Raw genomic sequence first — 19789 nt, forward strand, 5'->3', positions numbered from 1 at the left:
CCAGGAACCACTACAGCACGTGTTTGGAAATCAGTTTGGAGATTTCCACCATCGAGGTGCGCCCGGTGAACTCGAACTTCACCCGGCCGACCGAGGAGAAATAGATCTCCAGCTCCGAGTCCAGATCGAACGTGCCGGAGGTTTCCACCGAGTAGGCCACGATGTTTTTGTAAGGCAGAGAGGTGAAGTCTTTCTTGCTGCCGGTGAGGCCTTGGACGTTCACCGCGATGATGCGCTTATTGGTAAACACCACGCCGTCGCGCATGGATTTGTAGGCGTCGATCACCTGTTCACCGTCGACCAGCAGCGCGGTCACGCGCTCGGCGTATTCGTCGTTTTGCTTGAGTTTGAAAAAGCCTTTGTTGTTGAAATCGATCATGGGAAGTCCTTTTTAGGGTGCGAAAAACGCAGGGTACGTGCTCGAAAAAACGTTAGCGCTGGCATCACACCAAGCGTCTAATCTGCCGATGCCGCCATACCAGTCGGTAGTACAAAACCTGCAACGCCAGCATGGTCAGGTAGGCCAGGGGAAAGGCCATCCACACGCCTTCGAGGCCAAAGTGGGCGTCGAGCAAATAGGCACCGGGCGTTTGCACGCCGAGGATGCAGAAGATCGAAATGGCCACCGGCACCAGCACCACGCCGCTGGCGCGCATGATGCCGCCCACGGCGGCTTGGTAACCGAAAATCAGCATGCTCCAGAGCATGATATGCAGCAGGTGTTCGGCTTCGGCGCGGGTGTCGGGGTCTGTGATAAACAGCCCCAGCAGCCAGTGCGAAAGGGCGTAACCCAGCAAAACCAGGGCGCCGGTCAGGTAGGTATTGATCAGCAGGCCGGTGCGCAGGATGGCGCCGATGCGGTCGGCCTGGCCGGCGCCGATGGCTTGGGCGCCGAGTATGGAGGCGGTGATGGCAATCGACAGCGCGGGGAATTGCACGTAGTTGACGATCTGCGTGACCGCGCCATAGGCGGCAGTGGCTTGCGAGCCGTGGCCGTTGACCAACGCCAGAATCACCAGCTCCGAGAGAGAAATCACCACCATCTGCAACCCCGTCGGCAGGCCGATGCGCATCACCAGACCGATAATCTCGCGGTTCACCCGCAGCGCCCGAAACAGCTCGCGGTCGGGGGCGAGCACATGGCGTTTGTGTCGCAAGCGCACGGTGAGCAGCAGCATCGCCAGCAGGTTGCTGAACAGCCCTGCATACGCCGCGCTCTGAATGCCCAATGGCGGCAAGCCCAGCCAGCCTTTGATCAGCGCGGGCGTTAGCAGCAGGCCGGCGACGGTCGAGAGAATCAGCGCTAATAGCGGCGAAACGGTATCGCTGACGCCGCGCAACAGTTGGGTGAACAGCACGAACACCAGCAGCAGCGGCATGATCAGCATCATCACCTGCATGTAGGCGGTGGCGTCGTCCAGCACGTCGGCCGGTGTGCCCAGCGCCACCATGGCCTGGCGGGCGAACACCGTGCCGAGCACGGCGGCCAGCACGCCAATCAAGGCCCCGAGTGTCAGCGTGGTGCCGGCGATGGCCTTGACCCGCTGCGGTTCATTCGCGCCCCACGCCTGACCGATCAATACCGAGGCGCCGGCGCCCAGGCCGATGACCAGGGCGATAAAGAAAAACACGATGGGAAACATGCCCGACACCGCCGCGAGCGCCTGGGTGCCAAGCATTTGGCCGATGTAAATGCTATTGAGCGTGCCCGACAGCCCTTGCAGAAAGTTGGACAGCACCATTGGAACCAGGAAGAGGGCGTAAACCTGCCACAGCGGGCGTTGAGCGGGGACGTGCATTGGAAGGGCTCAGGGTGCGTGGGCGACCATCTGAGCATGAAAGCGGGGTGCCTTGCATCTGACGTGGCGCTTTGGAGGGCATTTGGTAAAGGAGGCAGCTGTACGCGGGTTTACCGAACGGCCCCATAGACACCGGTACACTTCGTAGTGTCCCACGCACAGCCGCCATAACACGGAGGTCTGGCGGTTGTTACAACAGCGGCGGCGACTATAAGAAACGGACTGTGCGGCGGTCTGGCGGCTGAGGATGGCGGTTGCGTAGGTGAGATAGCCATGGACCTGGCGAAACACGCCCGCTGCCGGTGACTGTTTCACCGGGCAGCGGCGCGCCGGGGACTACAAGTCGTGCAGCGGGTGTTCGCCTTCCCAAGTCGGCACAAAGTGCGCGTCGACCACCGAGCGGGGAATGGTCGCCACATCGGGCCAATGCCAGTGCGGGGCGTTGTCTTTGTCGATCAGGCGCGCGCGCACCCCTTCGGCAAATTCCGGATGCCGACAGCTGTTCAAGCTCATGGCGTATTCCATACGGAACACCTCGGCCAACGACAGATGCTTGCTGCGCTCAATCTGTTCCCAGACCAAATGCGCCGTCAGTGGGCAGCCGCCGGCCAGTGTCTTGGCGCCGCGGGCCAGCAAACCATCGCTGCTGCCTTCCATGGCCACCAGCACTTTCCAGGCGCTGGGCAGGTCGGCGACGTCAAGCAGGTTGTCGATGTGATTGCGCCGGGGCATCAGTTGGGCGTCGGGCAATTGCTGGTTGGCTTCGTGTTCCAGCGCCTTGAGCAAACTGTTGAGCTGGCGCGCCGGTTGTTCGCTCCAGTTCAGTTGCAGCAGTCCGTCGATCAGCGTGTCTTGCTGGTCGTCAGCGAGGAAGCGGTCGGCCCAGCCGAGCAGCAGCGCGTCGTGGGCGTTGACTTGCGTGGCGGTCAGGCCGAGGAACAGGCCGAGCTTGCCCGGCAAGCGGCTGAGGAACCAGCTGCCGCCCACGTCGGGGTAAAGGCCGATATTGATTTCCGGCATGGCCAGGCGGCTGCTCGGCGTGACGATGCGGATGCTCGCGCCTTGCAGCAGGCCCATGCCGCCACCCAACACGTAGCCGTGACCCCAGCAAATAAAAGGTTTGGGGTAGGTGTGAATGCGGTAGTCGAGGCGGTATTCGTCACTAAAGAAACGCCCGGCCAGGGGCGGAATTTCGCCCGGATGTTCACGGCATGCCTCCACCAACTTGCGCACATCGCCGCCGGCGCAAAAGGCTTTTTCGCCGTTGGCCCGTAGCAGTACGCAGGCGATGCTAGGGTCTTGCGCCCACGCCGCGAGCTTGGCGTCCAGCGCCTCGATCATCGGCAACGACAAGGCGTTCAGGCTGCTGGCGGCGTCCAATGTGGCGACACCAATACGGGCGCCATGCTGGCCTGCCAGTTCTTCAAAAATCACATTCATAGAAAGCGGTTCCTAAACTCTGCCGTGCTCGGCATATGGCGGACGGGCGACCGCAGCTGCCGTCGCTCGCCCCGGCGAAAGGCTTATTTATTGCGCCACTGCGGGTCGCGTTTTTCCAGGAACGCGTTGACGCCCTCGCGGGTGTCGTCGGCATCGAACAGGTCGACGAAGCGCTCGCGCTCCTCAGACAGCCAACTGTTGGGGCCGCGTTCGCGGGCGCCTTGAATCAGCGGTTTGATGGTGCGCACCGCTACCGGACTCTGCCGCGCCACTTTCGCCGCCAGCAACAGCGCATGGCCACGGGCTTCGCCGCTGTCGACCACTTGCTCGACCAGGCCAATGCGCAGCGCCGTGTCGGCATCGACCCGGTCGCCGCACAGGATCATGCGCTTGGCCCAGCCTTCGCCCACCAGCCAGGCCAGGGCCTGAGTGCCGCCCGCGCAAGGCAGCAAGCCCACCGTGGCTTCGGGCAGCGCCATTTGCGCCTGGCGCTCGGCAATGCGGATGTCACACGCCAATGCGCATTCCAGCCCGCCGCCCATGGCATAGCCATTGATGGCAGCGATGGACACACCGCGAAAATCGCGCAGCGCTTCGAACGCTTCGCCGAAGCGCCGAGCCATTTCCCGTGCGCGGCTTTTGTCGCCGTCGGCAAACAGGTTGAGGTCGGCGCCGGCGCTGAAAAATTTGCTGCCCTGGCCGGTAATGACCAACGCGTAAATGTCGTCGTCGTGGTTGAGGTGCTCGATCAGTTGTTTCAGACCGATCAACGATTCCCGGTCCCAGGTGTTGGCGGGCGGATGGTTGATGGTCAGCAGGGCAGTGTGGCCGTGTTTTTCGACCGTCAACTTGTGGGTGAGGTCGGCCAGGCCTGGGTGATAGGTTTCGATGGCAGTGCTCATTAACTCGTGTCCCTGTCGTTGGTGGCGGCGCCCCATGGGTAATGGCCGGCGCCTTCAGCAAATGGCGAGGCTGAGTATGCAAAAAGTGAGTGGCTTGCGCACCCCGCCGTTTTGCCTGAGCGACGTGTTTTTCCAACCGAAGATTTCGCCAGCCGTGGGTGCCGCTCAAGCACTCGGTTTGCCGCCGAGCAGCTTGAACCAGAACGCCACCTCGCCGCCCAACTCGTCGCGCAGCATTTGCGGCGCCAGGTCGTCGGCCCGGTCCGCGAGTAAGCGGCGCCAGGCCGGCAGTTGCACCAAGTGTTCGTCGTCACAGTCGCTGCTCAGTTGCCGCGCCACTTGCACCACGTCTACCAGGTCAGCGTTGCCCTCATGCTGACGCTGCCAGCCGCTGCGATAACGGGCGCAGTCGATGAGCACCGAGGGCAAGCGCCAGGCGGTCAGCACAATCACGCCGACGTCGGCTGACAGCTGATCGCACAAACTTTGCAACTCCTGCGGCTCGCGCGTGACTTCCGGCCAGCGTTCCAACTCGTCGAGCAGAGGCAGGCTGCCGATGTCTTGCAGCAGGCCGCCGAGCATGGCGTCTTCCATCGGCAGGCGAGTGAGTTGCTGGGCGAGGCAGGCGCAATACGCACCGCACATCAGCGAAGCGTTCCAGCGCGCGCGAAACACTTTCTGCAACACCGGGTCCTGGCTGGTGAACAGGTGCTCCACGGCAAATGTCAGCACCAGGTTGTTGACCCGCTGCATGCCGATGCGCGACACCACTTCCTGCAAATTTACGCCCTGGCGCACATTGCGCAGCATGGGGCTTGAGGCGAACTGCAATAAATATGCGGCCAGCGGCGGATTGCTGTGCAGCAGGCGCGTGACCTGCTCCAGCGAGGCGTGGGGCGAATCCAATAACTTGCGCAGGCGCAACGAGGTTTCCGGCATCTGCGGAACCTTGGCGTTGCCCTTGAGGAAGCTCGAGTACAGCGAAAACTTCAGACCTTCGTGGCCGGTCTCCATTAATGCAATCTCCTGGTCTGCTTACCCTTTCAAGCGTAGTAAGCATTTCGCCAGACGAAGGACCATTGGGCGGCCTTGATGCTGTGCACGGTCGTTTTTACACCCGGGCGATGGTCGCCAAGCCAGTCGCCACTAACTTCTCCACGCCATCTTTCACGGCGAACACATCGGCACGGCACACGGCTTGGCGCTGCCCGGCTTTGAGCACTTCGCTGCGGCAGATGAGCTTTTCGCCGAGTGCCGGCGCCAGCAGGTTCAGTTTGTATTCGCTGGTGACCACATCGCCCACCATCGAGGCCGCCGCCCAGGCGCAACCGCTGTCGACCATAAAGCCGACCACTGCGCCGTGAATGTAGCCGTGGTGTTGGCACAGGTCGGGCCGCGCGTGCACCTGCAAGCTGACTTTGCCCGGGGCAAAATCCACCAGCTCGGCACCGAGCATATTGGCGAACGTCGAGTGGGCGATGGCCTGTTCCAGGCGTTCGCGGGTAATACCGGCAGCTGCGTTCATGGCGGTGACTCCGTGGGGTTCGGCTGGAGTCTTGACCCGCCAAAGCCTGCCGACAACGTGCATCCAGCGCCGTGATGCACTCGCATCAACTCGGGTTGACTTGGCACGCTGCGTTCCTTAGCGTGCGCAGCAGTTTTTTCAAGGGGTAGGCGCATGACCGCAGATGATCGAATCAAGCTCGAAGCAGGCTGGAAAGAGGCATTGCGCGAGGAGTTCGACAAGCCCTACATGCAAACCCTGAGCGAATTTCTGCGCACCGAGAAAGCCGCCGGCAAAGTGATTTTTCCGCCGGGTCCGATGATCTTCAACGCACTGAACTCCACACCGCTGGATCAGGTGAAAGTGGTGATCATCGGCCAGGACCCTTACCACGGCCCGGGCCAAGCCCATGGCCTGTGCTTCTCCGTGCAGCCGGGCGTGCCGACGCCGCCGTCGTTGCAAAACATCTACAAAGAACTCAAACGCGACCTGAACATCGACATCGCCCCGCACGGGTATCTACAAAGCTGGGCCGAGCAGGGCGTGCTGCTGCTCAATACCTCGCTGACCGTTGAGCAGGCCAACGCCGGTTCGCACGCCAAGAAAGGCTGGCAGCCGTTCACCGACAAAGTCATCGAAGTGGTGAATGCGCGGCCGGGGCATCTGGTGTTCTTGCTATGGGGCGCTCACGCGCAGAGCAAGCAGCCCTTGATCGATACCACCCGGCATCTGGTGCTGAAATCCGTGCACCCGTCGCCGTTGTCGGCGCACCGAGGCTTTATTGGCAACGGGCATTTCAGCCGGGCGAATCAGTACTTGAAAGACCGAGGGCTTGCGCCGATCAACTGGCAGTTGCCGCCGTTGTAAGGCGGTACTCGATCAAAAACTCGAGGCTAAAGCGTCTCCCACAGGAAGTGCACTGCACCTGTAGGAGTCAGCTTGCTGGCGAAACCTGCAACCGTCGGCGTCGGCCTGAACGAGCGCATCGCGACTAAAGTCGCTCCCACAGAAATCAAGTGCGTCACTCAGTCCCTGTAGGAGAGGCTTTAACCTCGATTCCTGCAAACGCCGATCTAACTAAAGCGCCGCCGGGCAAGTCATCTCCGTCACTTGCTTGCGCGCGCCTTGCAGCCGTTCCACCAATCGCTCGCGCTGCTGCTGGCTGGCGCTGGCGAGCAGGTCGCTGAACAAATCTGCCAAGGCGTTCTGGGCGCCAACGAAGCGTTCGCGATACGCCGGGGTCGCGACGCTCATGCGGTCTTGCAGTAGGCCTTTCAACTGTTCTGGAAACTGTGGACCACGCCGCTCTTTCACCGCCGCCAGAAACGTCTGTTGCCAGCGACGATTGTTATCCAGCCACGCCTCGTTGTAGTCGCCAAGCTGCTCGGCCCACACCTTCACCCGCGCTTTCTGTTCCGGCTGCAAGCGGCCAAACCACGGCTTGAGCCGTTCTTCCATGCGCTCGCGACGTTCGTCGATCTGCTCCGCGAGCGGAACGCCGAGGTATTCGTCGCGCTGTTCCTCGTTCTGCTTGGCCATGTTCTCGCCCAGCGCCGTGACCTGTTGATCGCTCAAGCCTTGCAGCAATTGAGTGGCGTCGGGTGTGAGGCGCACGGCCACAGCGTCGACGGCATGGCGAAAGGCGTTGAATTGCGCGTCGAACTCGGCGGGGGGTGGATCGGGCGCGGTGGCCAGCTCGGCACTGCGTTGTAGCCAGTCGGCATACAGCGGCAACTGCGTGGTGCAGTGCCAGTTCAGGTGCGTGACCAGGCGCGGTTTGAGCCAGGCTTTCTGCTCGGGTGTGAGGGGAATGTAGTTGTCCAGCGACCAGGGAATCAGCCAGTCGAGGTTGCGGTAGCCAAGGTCCAGGCGGCTGCACGAGGTGACCAGCGCCAGGCTGATGACCAGCAACATAAAGCGCAATCGCGTGGCCATGGGCGGCTCCTCTGCAGATGTACGCAAGCATAGACCCGGCACAGGCGCAGAAGTGCTAGGTGTCGCGTTGGCCCGAATGAGACTGCCAGCGGCGAAACAGCGGCTCGGCCAGGAACAGCACCAGCAGCAAGCGCATCACCTGCATGGCCGTTACCAGCGGCACCGACAGTTGCAGGGTTTCGGCGGTCAGGCTCATCTCGGCAATGCCGCCGGGCATCATGCCCAGGGTCAGCGAACGGATATCCAGGTGCGTGAGCCAACCTAGGCCCAGCGCGCACGCGGCAGCAAAGCCAATCATCAGCGCGGTGCCCAGTAAGGTGCGGGCGAGAAAGGAGGGCGCGCGGCGGAAGAAGGCGCGGTCGAAGTGGCAGCCCAGGCCACTGCCGATAAGCAACTGCCCAACCTGACTGGCACCGGGCGGCAAACCGAGGTTCAAGTCGAACAGCATGCTCGCGCCGGCGCTGATAAGCAGCGGGCCGAACAGCCAGGGATTGGGTTGCTTGAGCATTTGCCACATCCAGGCGACCACGCCGCCCAAAGGTACCAACAGCGCGAGCCACAGCCAGTCAACCTGCCCGCTATGGCTGAGCGCCGGGCCATCGCCCATAAAGAATTTGAAGGTGGCCGGCACGCACAGCACCACCGCGACCACGCGCAAGCTTTGGCCGGCGGCCACGCGGCTGGTGACGGCGCCGTTGCGCAGGCCGAGGTTGACCATCTCACCGGAACCGCCCGGCATGCTTGAGAAGAACGCGGTGGCGCGGTCCTCGCCGGTGCGGCGCAATAGCCACACGGCGATGCCGCTGGAGAGGGTGGTGATTAGTGCGCCAAACAGAATCAGCCAGAAGTGCGCGGCGACCTGTTCGACCACCGCGCTGGAGAAGTGCAAACCGATGCCAATGCCGATAATCCATTGGCCGGTTTTGCGTCCGCCCGGCAGATCACGGATCAGCCAGGGCGTGCTGCAACGAAACAGGATGACCGCCACCAAGGCGCCGATCATCCAGGGCAGCGGCCAGTGCGCCAGGCTGGCCAAGGCGCCACCCACGGCGCCCACCAGCGGCGTCGGCCACCAGGGCCGCCCGTTCTCAGGCATTGGCCACCTCGCGGCGTTGTTTCGCACGGCGGCGCCAGATCCGCACAATCGGCAGCGCCAACATCACCACCACCAGCACCCACACGCCCATGGTGATCGGGCTGCCCCACAAAATGCCCAGTTCACCGTTGGAGATCGACAGCGCACGGCGCAGGTTCTGTTCCATCAGCCCGCCGAGAATGAAGCCCAGCAGCAGCGGTGACAGCGGGAAGTCGAGCTTGCGCAGGATGTAGCCGAAGATGCCGATGATCACCATCAGGAACAAATCGAAGGTGGTGGCATGCACGGCGTACACGCCGATGGAGGTGATGATGGCAATCACCGGCACCAGCACCCAGTTCGGCACGTTAAGGATGCGGGTGAACAGGCGGATCATCGGGATGTTGAGGATCACCAGCATGAAGTTGGCGATAAACAGCGAGGCGATCAGGCCCCAGACGATGTCCGGTTGTTCCTGGAACAGCATCGGGCCGGGGGTGATGTTGTACAGCGTCAGTGCGCCGATCATCACCGCCGTGGTGCCTGAGCCTGGAACGCCGAGGGTCAGCATCGGCACCATGGCACCGCACGCCGCCGCGCCAATCGCCGTTTCCGGGGCGGCCAGACCGCGCATGTCGCCTTTGCCGAAATTGCCTTTCTCACCGGCTATTTTCTTCTCGGTCATGTAGGCCACGGCGCTGGCCAGCGTGGCGCCGGCGCCCGGCAATACGCCGAGCACAAAACCCATCAGGCCGCAGCGCAGGTTGACGACAAACACCGACGCCGCTTCTTTCACGTTGAACAACATACGTCCGGTGGCTTTCACCGCAACGTGACCGTGGTGGGTTTTTTCCAGCAGCAGCAACATTTCGCTCACCGAGAACAGCCCGAGCACCAGCACCACGAACTGAATGCCGTCGGCGACATGAATGCTGTCAAAGGTGAAACGGTACACGCCGCTGTTGGCGTCGATGCCAATGGTGGACAGGAACAGGCCGAGCAGGGCGGCAATGAAGGTTTTCATCGGCCGGTCGCCGGCCATGCCGCCCAAGGCGACGATGGCAAAAACCATCAGCACGAAATACTCCGCCGGGCCGAAGGCAATCGCCCATTTCGCCAGCAACGGCGCAAACAGCACCATGCCGCAGATGGCGATAAACGCGCCGATGAAGGAACTCCAGGCCGACAACGACAGGGCCACGCCAGCCATGCCTTGGCGGGCCATGGGGTAACCGTCGAGGGTGGTCATCACGGTGGAGGCTTCGCCCGGAATATTCAGCAGAATCGAGCTGATGCGTCCGCCGTATTCGCAGCCCAGGTACACAGCGGCGAGCAGAATCAGCGCCGACTCAGGCGGCAGGCCGAGGGCGAACGCCACGGGAATCAACAGCGCTACGCCGTTGATGGGCCCCAGGCCCGGCAGCAGGCCGACGACGGTGCCGATCAGCGTGCCGATCAGCGCGGTAATGAGGTTGTAAGGGGTGAGGGCAACGCCGAAGCCTTGGCCCAGATAGCCGAGTGTGTCCATGTCAAAGCTCCAGGAAGTCGAGCACGCCGAGCGGCAGGGGAACGTCGAGGGTGCGGTCGAACAGCACATACAAACCGATGCTGATCAGCACGGCAGCGATGGCGCTGGGTTTCCAGCGGCCGCCATACAGCCGGCCCATCAGCACGCCGACCACGGTGCTGGAAACGATAAAACCCAGCGGCTCGAACAGCCCGGCGTACACCAGCATCAAGGCCACGCAGGCGACTACTTTGCGCAGCGAATCGCGGTCCAATACCGGTTCGCCTTCTTTATGTTCAATGTGCGTGGGGCGCAGGGTCAGCCACAGCAAGGCGGCGGCCATCAGCCCGAGCATCAGCAGGGGAAAAGCGCGCGGGCCGACTGGTTCGTAAGAGAACGCGGCCTGGTAGCTCCAGGCCAGGTAGGCAAAAACCAGGCATGCGACTAGCCAGCCCGCACTGAAGAGGCGTTGAAAAAGCATGGTGATCTCCTGGCCTGGAGGCGCCGCGATTCGGGCGCCCCGGCTACAGAACGGTGAGAGGAATTACTGGGTCAGGCCGAACTCTTGGGCCATCTGCTTGTAGTCGGCGACGCGTTTTTTCACGTAGCTGTCGAGCTCTTCACCGGTCATTGCGAAGGGATACAGCTCGCGTTGGTCGCGCAGCTTGGCGAAGTCTTCCGAGGCCAACAGTTGGTCGAAGCTGGCTTTCCACCAGGCGTAGTCCTCATCGCTGACCTTTGGCCCGAGGTAGAAGCCGCGCACCACCGGCCAGCTGATGTCGTAGCCCTGTTCTTTGGCGGTCGGAATGTCGGCCTTGTCGGCACCCGGCAGGCGCTCGTCCGAGAGCACCGCGAGGATGCGCATGTTGCCAGCCTTGATGTGCGGCATGGAGTCGGAGATGTCGGTGCTACCGACCTGGATATGCCCGCCCAGCAGGGCCGTGGCAATTTCGCCGCCGCCTTCGAGCGCCACATAACGCAGGTCACGCGGGTTTATGCCGGCCGCCTTGGCAAGCATGGCGGTTTGCATCCAATCCTGGCTGCCGACGGTGCCGGACGAACCGATCACCACCTTGCCCGGATCGGCCTTGAGCGCTTTCACCAGGTCGTCGAGGTTTTTGTACGGCGAGTCGTTGCGCACGGCGATGGCGCCGTAGCTGGTGCCGATGCCGGCGAGCCAGCGCACCGCGTTTTCATCGAACCGGCCGAACTTGCCCTGCGCCAGGTTGAGCAGCGAACCGCTGGACCAGGCCGTGATGGTGCCGGCATCGCCTGGCCGCTGGGCGACCACGGCGTTATAGGCCACGGCCCCGACGCCACCGGGCATATAGGTGACGCGCATGGGTTTGGTCAGCAGCTTGGAATTCATCAGCGCGCTTTGCGCCAGCTTGCAGGTCAGGTCGAAACCGCCACCAGGTGCGGCCGGGGCAATGCATTCAGGACGTTTGGGCTCGGCCATCAATTGGCTGCTGAGCATCAGGCAGCCAGCGGCCAAGGCGAGGCGGCGGTGCAGGGGCTTGATCATGTGAAGTCTCCCGTGGAGTTTTTATTTTGGGTCAGGAAATCAGGTCGCGGCGCCAGCTACTTAATAGAGCGCAAGCGTATAGCCGACCATGATGCGAATCTCGTCGGCATCACGGGCGAAGTTCGAGCGGAACGTGGCGTTGCGCACGCGTAGCGATACGTTCTTCAGGGCGCCGCTCTGCACCACGTACTTGAACTCGGTGTTGCGTTCCCACTCTTTGCCGGTTTCGTTGCTGCCGGTGACTTCGGCGTTGTCGCCGCTGACATAGCGGGTCATGAACGTCAGGCCGGGCACGCCGAGCTTGGCGAAGTCGTAGTCGTAGCGCGCTTGCCAGGAACGTTCTTCGGCGTTGGCGAAGTCGTTGATCTGCACGAAGTTGATCAGGTACGGGTCGGTGCCGTCGACATAGGCAAAGCCGGTGTCGCCGCTCATGTGCTGGTAGCCGAGGCCGAGTTTGTGGCCGTTGAGGCCGTAGCTGAGCATGCCGTTGAGGGCGCGGTTGTCCACTTTGCCGCCTTCGGCTTTACCTTGGTCGTCGCTGAACGAGGCGCGCAGGTCGGCCGAAACAGTGCCGGGGCCCATGGGCTGCGCCGCCACTACGCCGAGGTAATGCTGGCGGTACACGTCGTCGAGTTGGGCGAAGTGGTAGCTGCCCGTGATCTTGTCGGTGAGCTTGTAGTCGAGGCCGGCGAAGTCGAAGTTGTCGGCGCTGGCGGCACTGGAGAAGCGGCTGTTCTTGTTGTTCAGCGCCAGGTCTTCGTAGTTGGTGTCGTTGCGGTCTTTGGCTTTTTCCAGGCGGCCACCGGTGAAGGTCAGGCCTTTGATTTCTTCGGAGGTCAGCAGACCGCCTTCAAAGGTTTGCGGCAGGATGCGGCCGTCGTTGGGGTTCAGCGTCGGCAACTCGGGAATCAGGCTGCCGACTTTCAATACGCTATTGGACACCTTGACCTTGGCGGTCACGCCCAACTTGGAATATTCATCTGCTGCCTTGCCATCGTCGTGGGTGGGCAACAGGCCGGTGCCGGTGCGGTCGGGGCTGGAGTCGAGCTTGAGGCCGAGCATGCCGAGCGCATCGACGCCGAAACCGACAGTGCCTTCGGTGAAGCCAGACTGCATATCGAGCATAAAACCCTGTGCCCATTCATCGCGCTTGGACTGGCCGGTGCCGTCGCGGAAGTCGCGGTTGAAGTACATGTTGCGGGTTTCGAAATTGACGCTGCTGTCTTTGATGAATTCGGCGTGGGCCGTGACGGGCGTAAGAGAGGCGAGGGTGGCGCCTGCGAGCACGAGGGACAGTGGACGCACAGGTGGCAATGCCTGCCGGGTAGCAGTGGGCATGAGGTGTCTCCAGTTTTTGTTTTTGTTTTTGATAGGTGGTTCGAGCCACCTTGGCCGGATGCTAAGGCGCGAAACTTTCACCAAGCTTTCACGCTGAAAGAAAACGGCGCGGCCCTTCACACGCGCGAGCGGCCCGTTACACTCCACGGCACACGCCGTCTTGCGGAGAATCCTGGTGCGCATTTTGTTGGTCGAAGACCACCCTCAACTGGCCGATAGCATTGCCCAGGCTTTCAAGGCCGCCGGCTGGACGGTAGACGTGCTGAACGACGGCGTGGCGGCCGACCTGGCCCTGAGCAGCGAGGATTACGCGCTGGCGGTGCTCGATGTGGGGCTGCCGCGCATGGAAGGGTTCGAAGTGCTGGCGCGCCTACGTGCGCGGGGCAAAACCCTGCCGGTGCTGATGCTCACCGCGCGCGGCGAAGTAAAAGACCGCGTGCACGGCCTTAACCTTGGCGCCGACGATTACCTGGCCAAACCCTTTGAGCTAAGCGAGCTGGAGGCGCGGGTAAAAGCCTTGCTGCGCCGCAGCGTGCTGGGCGGCGAACAGCAGCAGCGCTGCGGCCCCTTGTTGTATGACTTGGGCACGCGGCGCTTCAGCCTGAATGACGAGGTGCTAACGCTGACCTCCCGCGAGCAAGCCGTGCTCGAAGTCCTGATCGCCAGGCCGGGGCGGGTAATGAGTAAGGAACAGCTCGCTTCGCAAGTGTTCGGCCTGGACCAGGACGCCAGCCCCGACGCCATCGAAATCTATGTGCACCGCCTGCGCAAAAAGCTGGAAGGCAGCTCGGTGCGCATCGTCACCTTCCGGGGTTTGGGCTACTTGCTGGAAAGCCAGGATGCGTGAGATCGGCAGCCTGCGCGGGCGCCTGCTACGTCGCTTGGCCGCACTGTTCGCCGCGTTGTTGCTGATTGGCAGCCTGAGCGCCTACTGGAACGCCCGCCAAGCCGCCGACACCGCCTACGACCGCACGCTCTTGGCATCCGCCCGGGCAATTTCGGCGGGGTTGTATGAAGACGACGGCAGCCTGCGCGCCGACGTGCCCTATGTGGCGCTGGATACCTTCGCCTACGACAGCGCCGGGCGGATTTTCTATCAAGTCACCGACGTGCAAGGAAAGCTGATTTCCGGCTACGAAAACCTGCCGAACCCGCCACGCAACACACCGCGCACCGACGACTATCCGGCGCTGGCGCGTTTTTACGACGCCAACTACCAGGGCGTGGATGTGCGCGTGGTGAGCCTGTTGCGCCCGGTCAGCGAGCCGACTATCAGCGGCACCGCGGAAATTCGCGTGGCGGAAACCGAAGAGGCGCGCGAACGCCTCGCGCGCGGGCTGCTGGTGGATTCGTTGTGGCGGCTGGCGCTGCTGTCGCTGACGGCGCTGGTGCTGGTGTGGTTCACCATCAGCGCGGCGTTGCGCCCGCTTAACCAGCTGCGCAACGCCGTCGCCGAGCGGCAACTGGATGATTTACGGCCGCTGCCGGTGGTCGCTACCGCGCGGGAATTAATGCCGCTGGTGGAGGCGCTGAACCAATTTACCGAACGTTTGCGCGGGCTGTTTCAGCGCCAGGCCGACTTTATTGCCGAAGCGTCCCACGAGCTGCGCACGCCACTGGCGGCGTTGAAGGCGCGGGTTGAGCTGGGGCTGCGCGAGCAGGAGCCGCAGCGCTGGCAGCAGACATTGCGTGAAACCGCGCTAAACACCGACAGCCTTACCCACCTGGCCAATCAATTGCTGTCGTTGGCGCGCATTGAAAGTGGCGCGCGGGCAATTGCCGAGGGCGGCGCCGAGCAAATCGACCTGAGTCAGCTGTGCCGCGAACTCGGCATGGCGCTGGCGCCGTTGGCGCATTCCAAAGGCATCGCGTTAGCGCTGGAGGCCGAGCAGCCTGTGTGGCTGACCGGCGAACCGACGTTGCTGAACGAGCTGCTGAGCAACCTGGTCGACAACGCCCTGGCCCACACGCCGGCCGGCGGCAATGTGATTCTGCGCGTGCTGGCGCCGAGCATTCTGGAAGTGGAAGACGACGGGCCAGGTATTCCGGCGGACCAGCGCGATAAGGTGTTCCAACGTTTCTACCGGCGCAATCCGCAGAAAATTGGCGGGGCAGGGCTGGGATTGGCGATTGTTGGCGAGATTTGCCGTGCGCATCAGGCGACCATCACGTTGCATGACGGGCCGAGTGGCGGGCTGTTGGTGCGGGTGGCGTTTTTGCCGGTCTAGCGTGTTGGGCTTCGCTGGCGCTCAGCCCAACCTACGGTGATGGGGCGCTGTTATTGCAGCATGCCCATGGCCGCTTCCATGGCGGCGGAGAGGTCTTCGTCGGCGTTCAGGTCGGCGCTTGGGTCGAGGCCAAGCTTGGCGAATGCCGGAATCTGCGACCAGTCGAGCTGGGTGTAAGGGTGTTCGCTGCCCAGGTAGCTCTGCAGGGTGGCGACCTGAACGATGTCGACGTAATCGGCTTTTGGCGAGTTGCGGGTGAAGTCCAGGTATTGGCTCGGCAGAATGGCGATGTTCTCGGGGAAATCCCACGCGCGAAGGATTTTGTCGCCAATGATCGGGTGAATTTTCTCGATCACGTGGTTGAGACTGATGGAGTCGGACAGCAACTCATCGTGCTCCTCGGCGTAGGTCAGAATCGGCAGCACACCAATCTGGTGGATCAGGCCGGCGAGGGTGGCTTGGTCGGGCATCAGACGCGTGTAGTGACGACACAGTACATGGCTGATGCCAGCGATTTCGGTGCTCTTGTTCCACACTTCACGCATTTTGCGGTCGACGACATCGGAGGTGGCCTGAAACATCTGCTCCATTGCCAGGCCGGTCGCCAGGTTGCAGGTGTAGTTGATGCCGAGGCGGCTGACGGCCATTTGCAGGTCGGTAATTTCCTTGTTGGTGCGCAGCAACGGGCTGTTTACCACTTTGATGATGCGCGCAGTCAGGGCGGCGTCGTTGCCGATCACTTTGCTGAGCTGAGGGATGCTGATGTCCGGGTCTTCCGCCGCTTCGCGAACTTTCAGCGCCACTTCGGGAAGGGTCGGCAGCACCAGTTCATCGTTTTCGATGGCCTGGATCAGTTCGTGTTGGACTTTATCAGCGAGTTTGCTCATGGACGTTTCTCTGGAGACTGGGGCGCTTGGCGGGCAGGCGGCCGGAAAGTAATAGGGTTAACGCTGAATCTCGCGATCCGAGTTCAAGGTGTAAGGCAGGTCCAAGAGCTGCAAAGCCGGGCCGGTTTCGCTGCCGAGATGAATCCGTCCATCAGTGACGGCATCTTCCTGCAATACCGCCAACAGTTCCACGCCCGTTTCGCTTTGCGCGGCCAACACCACTTCGCCAACGCTGGAGCGGTGCACCGGGGAGAACAGTTCGCTGGCCACGGCCGGTAATTCGGCGCCTTCCAGGCTCAAGCGCTGCAAGCGGCGTTTGAGTTTGCCCAGGTACTGCATGCGCGCGACGATCTCCTGGCCGGTGTAGCAGCCTTTCTTGAAACTGACGCCGCCCACGGCCTGCAAATTGATCATTTGCGGAATAAACAGCTCGCGCGTCGCGCCGAATACCTGGCCGATGCCGGCGCGAACCTGGGCGAGCAGCCAGCTATTAAGGGGGCGCTCAGGGAGTTTGGCCTGGATTTGTTGCATGACGTCGGCGCTGATCGCGCTGCGAATCCACAGCTCGACGCGGCCGTCGCTCAGGCGAATGGCGAACAGATTGTCTGTACGGGCAACGCCGTCGGCTTCGGTCGGCAGCAGCAGGCCAAGCTCGCTGAGGACTTCGTCGGCGTTGTAGAGGCCGATACGCAGCCAGTCGGCGCTTTCGTCACTGAGAGTGGATTTGGAAAAGACGGCATATTTTTTCAGGTCGCTGAGCTGCGGTTCCAGCAGTTCGCTGGCCATCGCCAGCACATAGCCGTCGCCTTCGCTGACAATGCGAAAGCTCGACACCATGCGGCCTTTAGGGGTGCAGCGGGCACCGAGGCTGGCATTGCTATCGCTCAGGTAGTTGAGATTGCAGGTGACCTGGCCTTGCAGGAATTTGCTGGCGTCGGGGCCGCGAACGGCAAGAACGCCTTCGTGGGACAGCGTGCAGAAAAAAACTGAATCGGCCATGAGAAATCGCTGATTGAAAGTCTGGGGGCTAATCATAGGGCCCTGCCTTGAGCTTGTCAGCGGGTGCCGGTATCGGCGTGGCGCCGCTATACTGCCGGCCTATTTCGCAGGAGCCGCTTTGATGGTCGACGATATTGAACTGAACCGCCTGTTTTGGCACAGCCGCCGCGGCATGCTGGAACTCGACGTGTTGCTGGTGCCCTTCGTTCGCGAAGTCTACCCGAGCCTGGATGACGCAGACCGCGAGCGCTATCGCAAACTGCTGGAGTGCGAAGATCAGGACATGTTTGGCTGGTTCATGCAGCGCGGCGAGCCGGAAGACGCCGACCTGCGCCGCATGGTTCGCATGATTCTGGACCGTGTCCAACCCAAGTAAGGTTTTCGAATGCCGCTGGCAGCGCTCCCGGCGCCTGCTGGCGTTGTATCTCGGCGCACAACTCGGCGCCTGGCTCGCCTTGCTGGTGGCGGCCCTTCCTATATGGATGACGCTTCTGGGCGGTGCGCTGTGTAGCGCTCATGCCGTCTGGACTTGGCGCTTCGCCACTTCTCACTTTTCTGGCATTCGCCATGACGCGGACGGGTGGCACCTGTGGCAGACCGGCCATGGCTGGCAGTCGGTTCAGTTGTTCCCCGACAGCGTGGCGTTGCCGCAAATGGTTGTGCTGCGCTTTCGTCTGCCGGGGCAGTGGTGGGTTCGGGGGCTTTGTGTGGCGAGCGACGCATTGCCGGCGGATGTCCACCGGCGCCTGCGGGTACGGCTGAAATTCACTCGCCGTAGATGGGCGGCACCAGAATAGTGTCGCGGGCTTCGGGCAATTGGTCCGGGTAGTCGAGGGTGTAATGCAGGCCGCGTGATTCTTTGCGCTGCATGGCGGAGCGAATGATCAGCTCGGCCACCTGGGCAAGGTTGCGCAGCTCGATCAGGTCGCGGCTGACTTTGTAGTTGCTGTAGAACTCATCAATTTCGTCGAGCAACAAGCGCACGCGGTGCTGAGCGCGCTGCAAGCGTTTGTTGGTGCGCACGATGCCGACGTAGTCCCACATAAAGCGCCGCAACTCATCCCAGTTGTGGGCAATGATCACGTCTTCGTCCGAATCGGTCACCTGGCTGGCGTCCCAGCTCGGCAGGCGTTGCGGTGTGGGTTTGCTCGCCAACTGCTGAAGGATGTCCGCCGCTGCCGAGCGGGCATAGACGAAGCATTCGAGCAACGAGTTGCTGGCCATGCGGTTGGCGCCGTGCAGGCCGGTAAAGGTGGTTTCGCCAATTGCATATAGGCCCGGCACATCGGTGTGGCCATGTTGGTCGACCACCACGCCGCCGCAGGTGTAGTGGGCGGCCGGTACGACGGGGATCGCTTCCTTGGTGATGTCGATGCCAAAGCCCAGGCAGCGCTCATAAACAGTCGGGAAGTGGCTCTTGATGAATTCGGCGGGTTTGTGGCTGATGTCCAGATATAGGCAGTCGACACCCAGGCGCTTCATTTCATGGTCGATGGCGCGGGCCACGATGTCGCGCGGGGCCAGCTCGGCGCGTGGGTCGAAACGCTGCATAAAGCGCTCGCCGTTGGGCAGCTTGAGCAAGCCGCCTTCGCCACGGATGGCTTCGGTAATCAGAAAGCTTTTGGCCTTGGGGTGGTACAGGCAGGTCGGGTGGAATTGGTTGAATTCCAGGTTGCCGACCCGGCAGCCAGCGCGCCAAGCCATGGCAATACCGTCGCCACAGGCGCCGTCAGGGTTACTGGTGTACAGATAAACCTTCGCGGCGCCACCACTTGCCAACACCGTGAAGCGCGCGCCGTAGGTGTCGACTTCGCCGCTATTTCTGTTCAGTACGTAGGCGCCCAAACAGTTGTGGCCGGGCAGGCCTAATTTGCGTTCGGTGATCAGGTCGACGGCCACGCGCTGTTCAAGCAGCTCGATGTTCGGGCGCTGACGGGCTTGGGCGAGGAGGGTATTGAAGATGGCTGCGCCGGTGGCGTCGGCGGCATGGATAATTCTGCGATGGCTGTGGCCGCCTTCCCGCGTGAGGTGAAATTCGAAACCACCATCTTCCCGCGCAGTTTCATCGTCACGGGTAAAGGGAACGCCTTGTTCGATCAACCACTCGATGGCCTCGCGGCTGTGCTCGACGGTGAAGCGCACGGCGTCTTCACGGCACAGACCGGCGCCGGCATCGAGGGTGTCGGCAACATGGGATTCGACGGTGTCAGTGGTGTCGAGCACAGCTGCAACGCCGCCCTGTGCCCAATAAGTTGAACCATTTGTGAGGTCACCCTTACTAAGCACGGCTATGCGCAAATGGCTTGGCAGGGTCAGAGCTAGAGTGAGGCCGGCAGCGCCGCTACCGATGACCAGAACGTCGTGCTGAAAATGTTGGCTCATGTTCGAATTCCACGAGAAGCGGCCACTAGTATATAGGCGGGGCGGGCTGCACAATAGCGCGCTTATGACGGCCCCTGGGCCCTGGGAACTTTCTTAGACTTCCAGGTTCCATAGGCAGTCACCCAGACGGGGACAATGCCGTTTGCGTTGTATCGAGAGCGGCTGTTGCCGCGGCCTCATTACAACTAAACCGGTGACAAGATTATCCGCGCAGCCGGCGTGCTAGTCGTGCTGCGCGATTCCGTGCAAGACAAAAGAATTTGTGTGC

General features: G+C 62.1%; 20 protein-coding genes. 5 read left to right on the forward strand and 15 right to left on the reverse strand.

Going from position 1 to position 19789, the window contains the following annotated elements; translation table 11 throughout:
- Positions 1-10: 10 nt before the first annotated feature.
- The 6 genes from ACZZ0Q_RS06500 to ACZZ0Q_RS06525 form a co-directional block, all read right to left on the reverse strand.
- Positions 11-379, reverse strand: a complete 369-nt coding sequence (locus ACZZ0Q_RS06500) for a PH domain-containing protein (RefSeq protein WP_463383460.1) — start codon at positions 377-379, stop codon at positions 11-13.
- Between the two features lie 64 nt (positions 380-443).
- Entirely contained in the window at positions 444-1799 is a 1356-nt protein-coding gene (locus tag ACZZ0Q_RS06505; RefSeq protein WP_463539681.1) for an MATE family efflux transporter, read from the reverse strand.
- Between the two features lie 336 nt (positions 1800-2135).
- The gene (locus ACZZ0Q_RS06510) at positions 2136-3239 is read right to left on the reverse strand and encodes an enoyl-CoA hydratase/isomerase family protein (RefSeq protein WP_463539680.1); all 1104 of its coding nucleotides are present in this window, start codon (positions 3237-3239) and stop codon (positions 2136-2138) included.
- A gap of 83 nt (positions 3240-3322) precedes the next feature.
- On the reverse strand, positions 3323-4141 hold the full coding sequence (locus tag ACZZ0Q_RS06515) for an enoyl-CoA hydratase (protein WP_463539679.1): 819 nt from the start codon (positions 4139-4141) through the stop codon (positions 3323-3325).
- Positions 4142-4306: 165 nt separating this feature from the next.
- Positions 4307-5155, reverse strand: a complete 849-nt coding sequence (locus ACZZ0Q_RS06520) for an HDOD domain-containing protein (RefSeq protein WP_463539678.1) — start codon at positions 5153-5155, stop codon at positions 4307-4309.
- 97 nt (positions 5156-5252) lie between these two features.
- Positions 5253-5666, reverse strand: coding sequence for a PaaI family thioesterase (locus ACZZ0Q_RS06525; protein ID WP_463539677.1), 414 nt, complete (start codon positions 5664-5666; stop codon positions 5253-5255).
- A 153-nt stretch (positions 5667-5819) separates the two neighbouring features.
- Here ACZZ0Q_RS06525 and ung point away from each other — a divergent pair, with 153 nt between their 5' ends.
- On the forward strand, positions 5820-6512 hold the full coding sequence (gene ung / locus ACZZ0Q_RS06530; protein WP_122493839.1) for a uracil-DNA glycosylase: 693 nt from the start codon (positions 5820-5822) through the stop codon (positions 6510-6512).
- A 210-nt stretch (positions 6513-6722) separates the two neighbouring features.
- Here the strand turns inward: ung and ACZZ0Q_RS06535 are convergent, their stop codons facing one another.
- The 6 genes from ACZZ0Q_RS06535 to ACZZ0Q_RS06560 form a co-directional block, all read right to left on the reverse strand.
- Positions 6723-7580, reverse strand: a complete 858-nt coding sequence (locus ACZZ0Q_RS06535) for a DUF6279 family lipoprotein (RefSeq protein WP_463560382.1) — start codon at positions 7578-7580, stop codon at positions 6723-6725.
- A gap of 55 nt (positions 7581-7635) precedes the next feature.
- A complete protein-coding gene (locus tag ACZZ0Q_RS06540; RefSeq protein ID WP_463539674.1) occupies positions 7636-8676 on the reverse strand; it encodes an AbrB family transcriptional regulator in 1041 nt (346 codons plus the stop codon).
- Complete coding sequence (locus ACZZ0Q_RS06545) at positions 8669-10183, reverse strand: tripartite tricarboxylate transporter permease (RefSeq protein WP_122493836.1); 1515 nt, start codon at positions 10181-10183, stop codon at positions 8669-8671. The genes ACZZ0Q_RS06540 and ACZZ0Q_RS06545 overlap by 8 nt, the downstream gene beginning before the upstream one ends.
- A 1-nt stretch (position 10184) precedes the next feature.
- A complete protein-coding gene (locus ACZZ0Q_RS06550; protein ID WP_463539673.1) occupies positions 10185-10643 on the reverse strand; it encodes a tripartite tricarboxylate transporter TctB family protein in 459 nt (152 codons plus the stop codon).
- A 63-nt stretch (positions 10644-10706) separates the two neighbouring features.
- Positions 10707-11687, reverse strand: coding sequence for a Bug family tripartite tricarboxylate transporter substrate binding protein (locus ACZZ0Q_RS06555; RefSeq protein ID WP_122493834.1), 981 nt, complete (start codon positions 11685-11687; stop codon positions 10707-10709).
- Positions 11688-11747: 60 nt separating this feature from the next.
- Complete coding sequence (locus ACZZ0Q_RS06560; protein WP_463539672.1) at positions 11748-13025, reverse strand: OprD family porin; 1278 nt, start codon at positions 13023-13025, stop codon at positions 11748-11750.
- 175 nt (positions 13026-13200) lie between these two features.
- Here ACZZ0Q_RS06560 and ACZZ0Q_RS06565 point away from each other — a divergent pair, with 175 nt between their 5' ends.
- Together ACZZ0Q_RS06565 and ACZZ0Q_RS06570 are read left to right on the forward strand one after the other, a co-directional pair.
- Positions 13201-13872 (forward strand): response regulator, encoded by a 672-nt coding sequence (locus tag ACZZ0Q_RS06565; RefSeq protein ID WP_463539671.1) that lies wholly within the window; start codon positions 13201-13203, stop codon positions 13870-13872.
- On the forward strand, positions 13865-15253 hold the full coding sequence (locus ACZZ0Q_RS06570) for a sensor histidine kinase (RefSeq protein ID WP_463539670.1): 1389 nt from the start codon (positions 13865-13867) through the stop codon (positions 15251-15253). Before ACZZ0Q_RS06565 ends, ACZZ0Q_RS06570 begins: the two co-directional genes overlap by 8 nt.
- Positions 15254-15303: 50 nt before the next feature.
- On the opposite strand, the gene ACZZ0Q_RS06575 is transcribed toward ACZZ0Q_RS06570, so the two are convergent.
- On the reverse strand, positions 15304-16140 hold the full coding sequence (locus ACZZ0Q_RS06575) for an HDOD domain-containing protein (RefSeq protein ID WP_122493830.1): 837 nt from the start codon (positions 16138-16140) through the stop codon (positions 15304-15306).
- A 57-nt stretch (positions 16141-16197) separates the two neighbouring features.
- Complete coding sequence (gene ygfZ, locus ACZZ0Q_RS06580; protein ID WP_463560384.1) at positions 16198-17139, reverse strand: CAF17-like 4Fe-4S cluster assembly/insertion protein YgfZ; 942 nt, start codon at positions 17137-17139, stop codon at positions 16198-16200.
- 121 nt (positions 17140-17260) lie between these two features.
- On the opposite strand from ygfZ, the gene ACZZ0Q_RS06585 reads away from it, so the two are divergent.
- Together ACZZ0Q_RS06585 and ACZZ0Q_RS06590 are read left to right on the forward strand one after the other, a co-directional pair.
- On the forward strand, positions 17261-17515 hold the full coding sequence (locus ACZZ0Q_RS06585) for an FAD assembly factor SdhE (protein WP_122452870.1): 255 nt from the start codon (positions 17261-17263) through the stop codon (positions 17513-17515).
- Complete coding sequence (locus tag ACZZ0Q_RS06590; protein ID WP_463539669.1) at positions 17499-17936, forward strand: protein YgfX; 438 nt, start codon at positions 17499-17501, stop codon at positions 17934-17936. The genes ACZZ0Q_RS06585 and ACZZ0Q_RS06590 overlap by 17 nt, the downstream gene beginning before the upstream one ends.
- Here the strand turns inward: ACZZ0Q_RS06590 and nadB are convergent.
- Positions 17905-19521, reverse strand: coding sequence for an L-aspartate oxidase (gene nadB, locus ACZZ0Q_RS06595; RefSeq protein ID WP_463539668.1), 1617 nt, complete (start codon positions 19519-19521; stop codon positions 17905-17907). The two genes, ACZZ0Q_RS06590 and nadB, sit on opposite strands and share 32 nt — an antisense overlap.
- Positions 19522-19789 lie beyond the last annotated feature (268 nt).

It is taken from the genome of Pseudomonas sp. AC070, assembly GCF_979258635.1.

Bases quoted from the DNA above. Each gene is read 5' to 3' on its own strand.
- ACZZ0Q_RS06560 (WP_463539672.1), bottom strand. From the start codon at position 13,025: ATGCCCACTGCTACCCGGCAGGCATTGCCACCTGTGCGTCCACTGTCC.
- ACZZ0Q_RS06515 (WP_463539679.1), bottom strand. From the start codon at position 4,141: ATGAGCACTGCCATCGAAACCTATCACCCAGGCCTGGCCGACCTCACC.
- ACZZ0Q_RS06575 (WP_122493830.1), bottom strand. From the start codon at position 16,140: ATGAGCAAACTCGCTGATAAAGTCCAACACGAACTGATCCAGGCCATC.
- nadB (WP_463539668.1), bottom strand. From the start codon at position 19,521: ATGAGCCAACATTTTCAGCACGACGTTCTGGTCATCGGTAGCGGCGCT.
- ACZZ0Q_RS06525 (WP_463539677.1), bottom strand. From the start codon at position 5,666: ATGAACGCAGCTGCCGGTATTACCCGCGAACGCCTGGAACAGGCCATC.
- ygfZ (WP_463560384.1), bottom strand. From the start codon at position 17,139: ATGGCCGATTCAGTTTTTTTCTGCACGCTGTCCCACGAAGGCGTTCTT.
- ung (WP_122493839.1), top strand. From the start codon at position 5,820: ATGACCGCAGATGATCGAATCAAGCTCGAAGCAGGCTGGAAAGAGGCA.
- ACZZ0Q_RS06585 (WP_122452870.1), top strand. From the start codon at position 17,261: ATGGTCGACGATATTGAACTGAACCGCCTGTTTTGGCACAGCCGCCGC.
- ACZZ0Q_RS06500 (WP_463383460.1), bottom strand. From the start codon at position 379: ATGATCGATTTCAACAACAAAGGCTTTTTCAAACTCAAGCAAAACGAC.
- ACZZ0Q_RS06510 (WP_463539680.1), bottom strand. From the start codon at position 3,239: ATGAATGTGATTTTTGAAGAACTGGCAGGCCAGCATGGCGCCCGTATT.
- ACZZ0Q_RS06555 (WP_122493834.1), bottom strand. From the start codon at position 11,687: ATGATCAAGCCCCTGCACCGCCGCCTCGCCTTGGCCGCTGGCTGCCTG.
- ACZZ0Q_RS06540 (WP_463539674.1), bottom strand. From the start codon at position 8,676: ATGCCTGAGAACGGGCGGCCCTGGTGGCCGACGCCGCTGGTGGGCGCC.
- ACZZ0Q_RS06545 (WP_122493836.1), bottom strand. From the start codon at position 10,183: ATGGACACACTCGGCTATCTGGGCCAAGGCTTCGGCGTTGCCCTCACC.
- ACZZ0Q_RS06570 (WP_463539670.1), top strand. From the start codon at position 13,865: ATGCGTGAGATCGGCAGCCTGCGCGGGCGCCTGCTACGTCGCTTGGCC.
- ACZZ0Q_RS06550 (WP_463539673.1), bottom strand. From the start codon at position 10,643: ATGCTTTTTCAACGCCTCTTCAGTGCGGGCTGGCTAGTCGCATGCCTG.
- ACZZ0Q_RS06505 (WP_463539681.1), bottom strand. From the start codon at position 1,799: ATGCACGTCCCCGCTCAACGCCCGCTGTGGCAGGTTTACGCCCTCTTC.
- ACZZ0Q_RS06520 (WP_463539678.1), bottom strand. From the start codon at position 5,155: ATGGAGACCGGCCACGAAGGTCTGAAGTTTTCGCTGTACTCGAGCTTC.
- ACZZ0Q_RS06535 (WP_463560382.1), bottom strand. From the start codon at position 7,580: ATGGCCACGCGATTGCGCTTTATGTTGCTGGTCATCAGCCTGGCGCTG.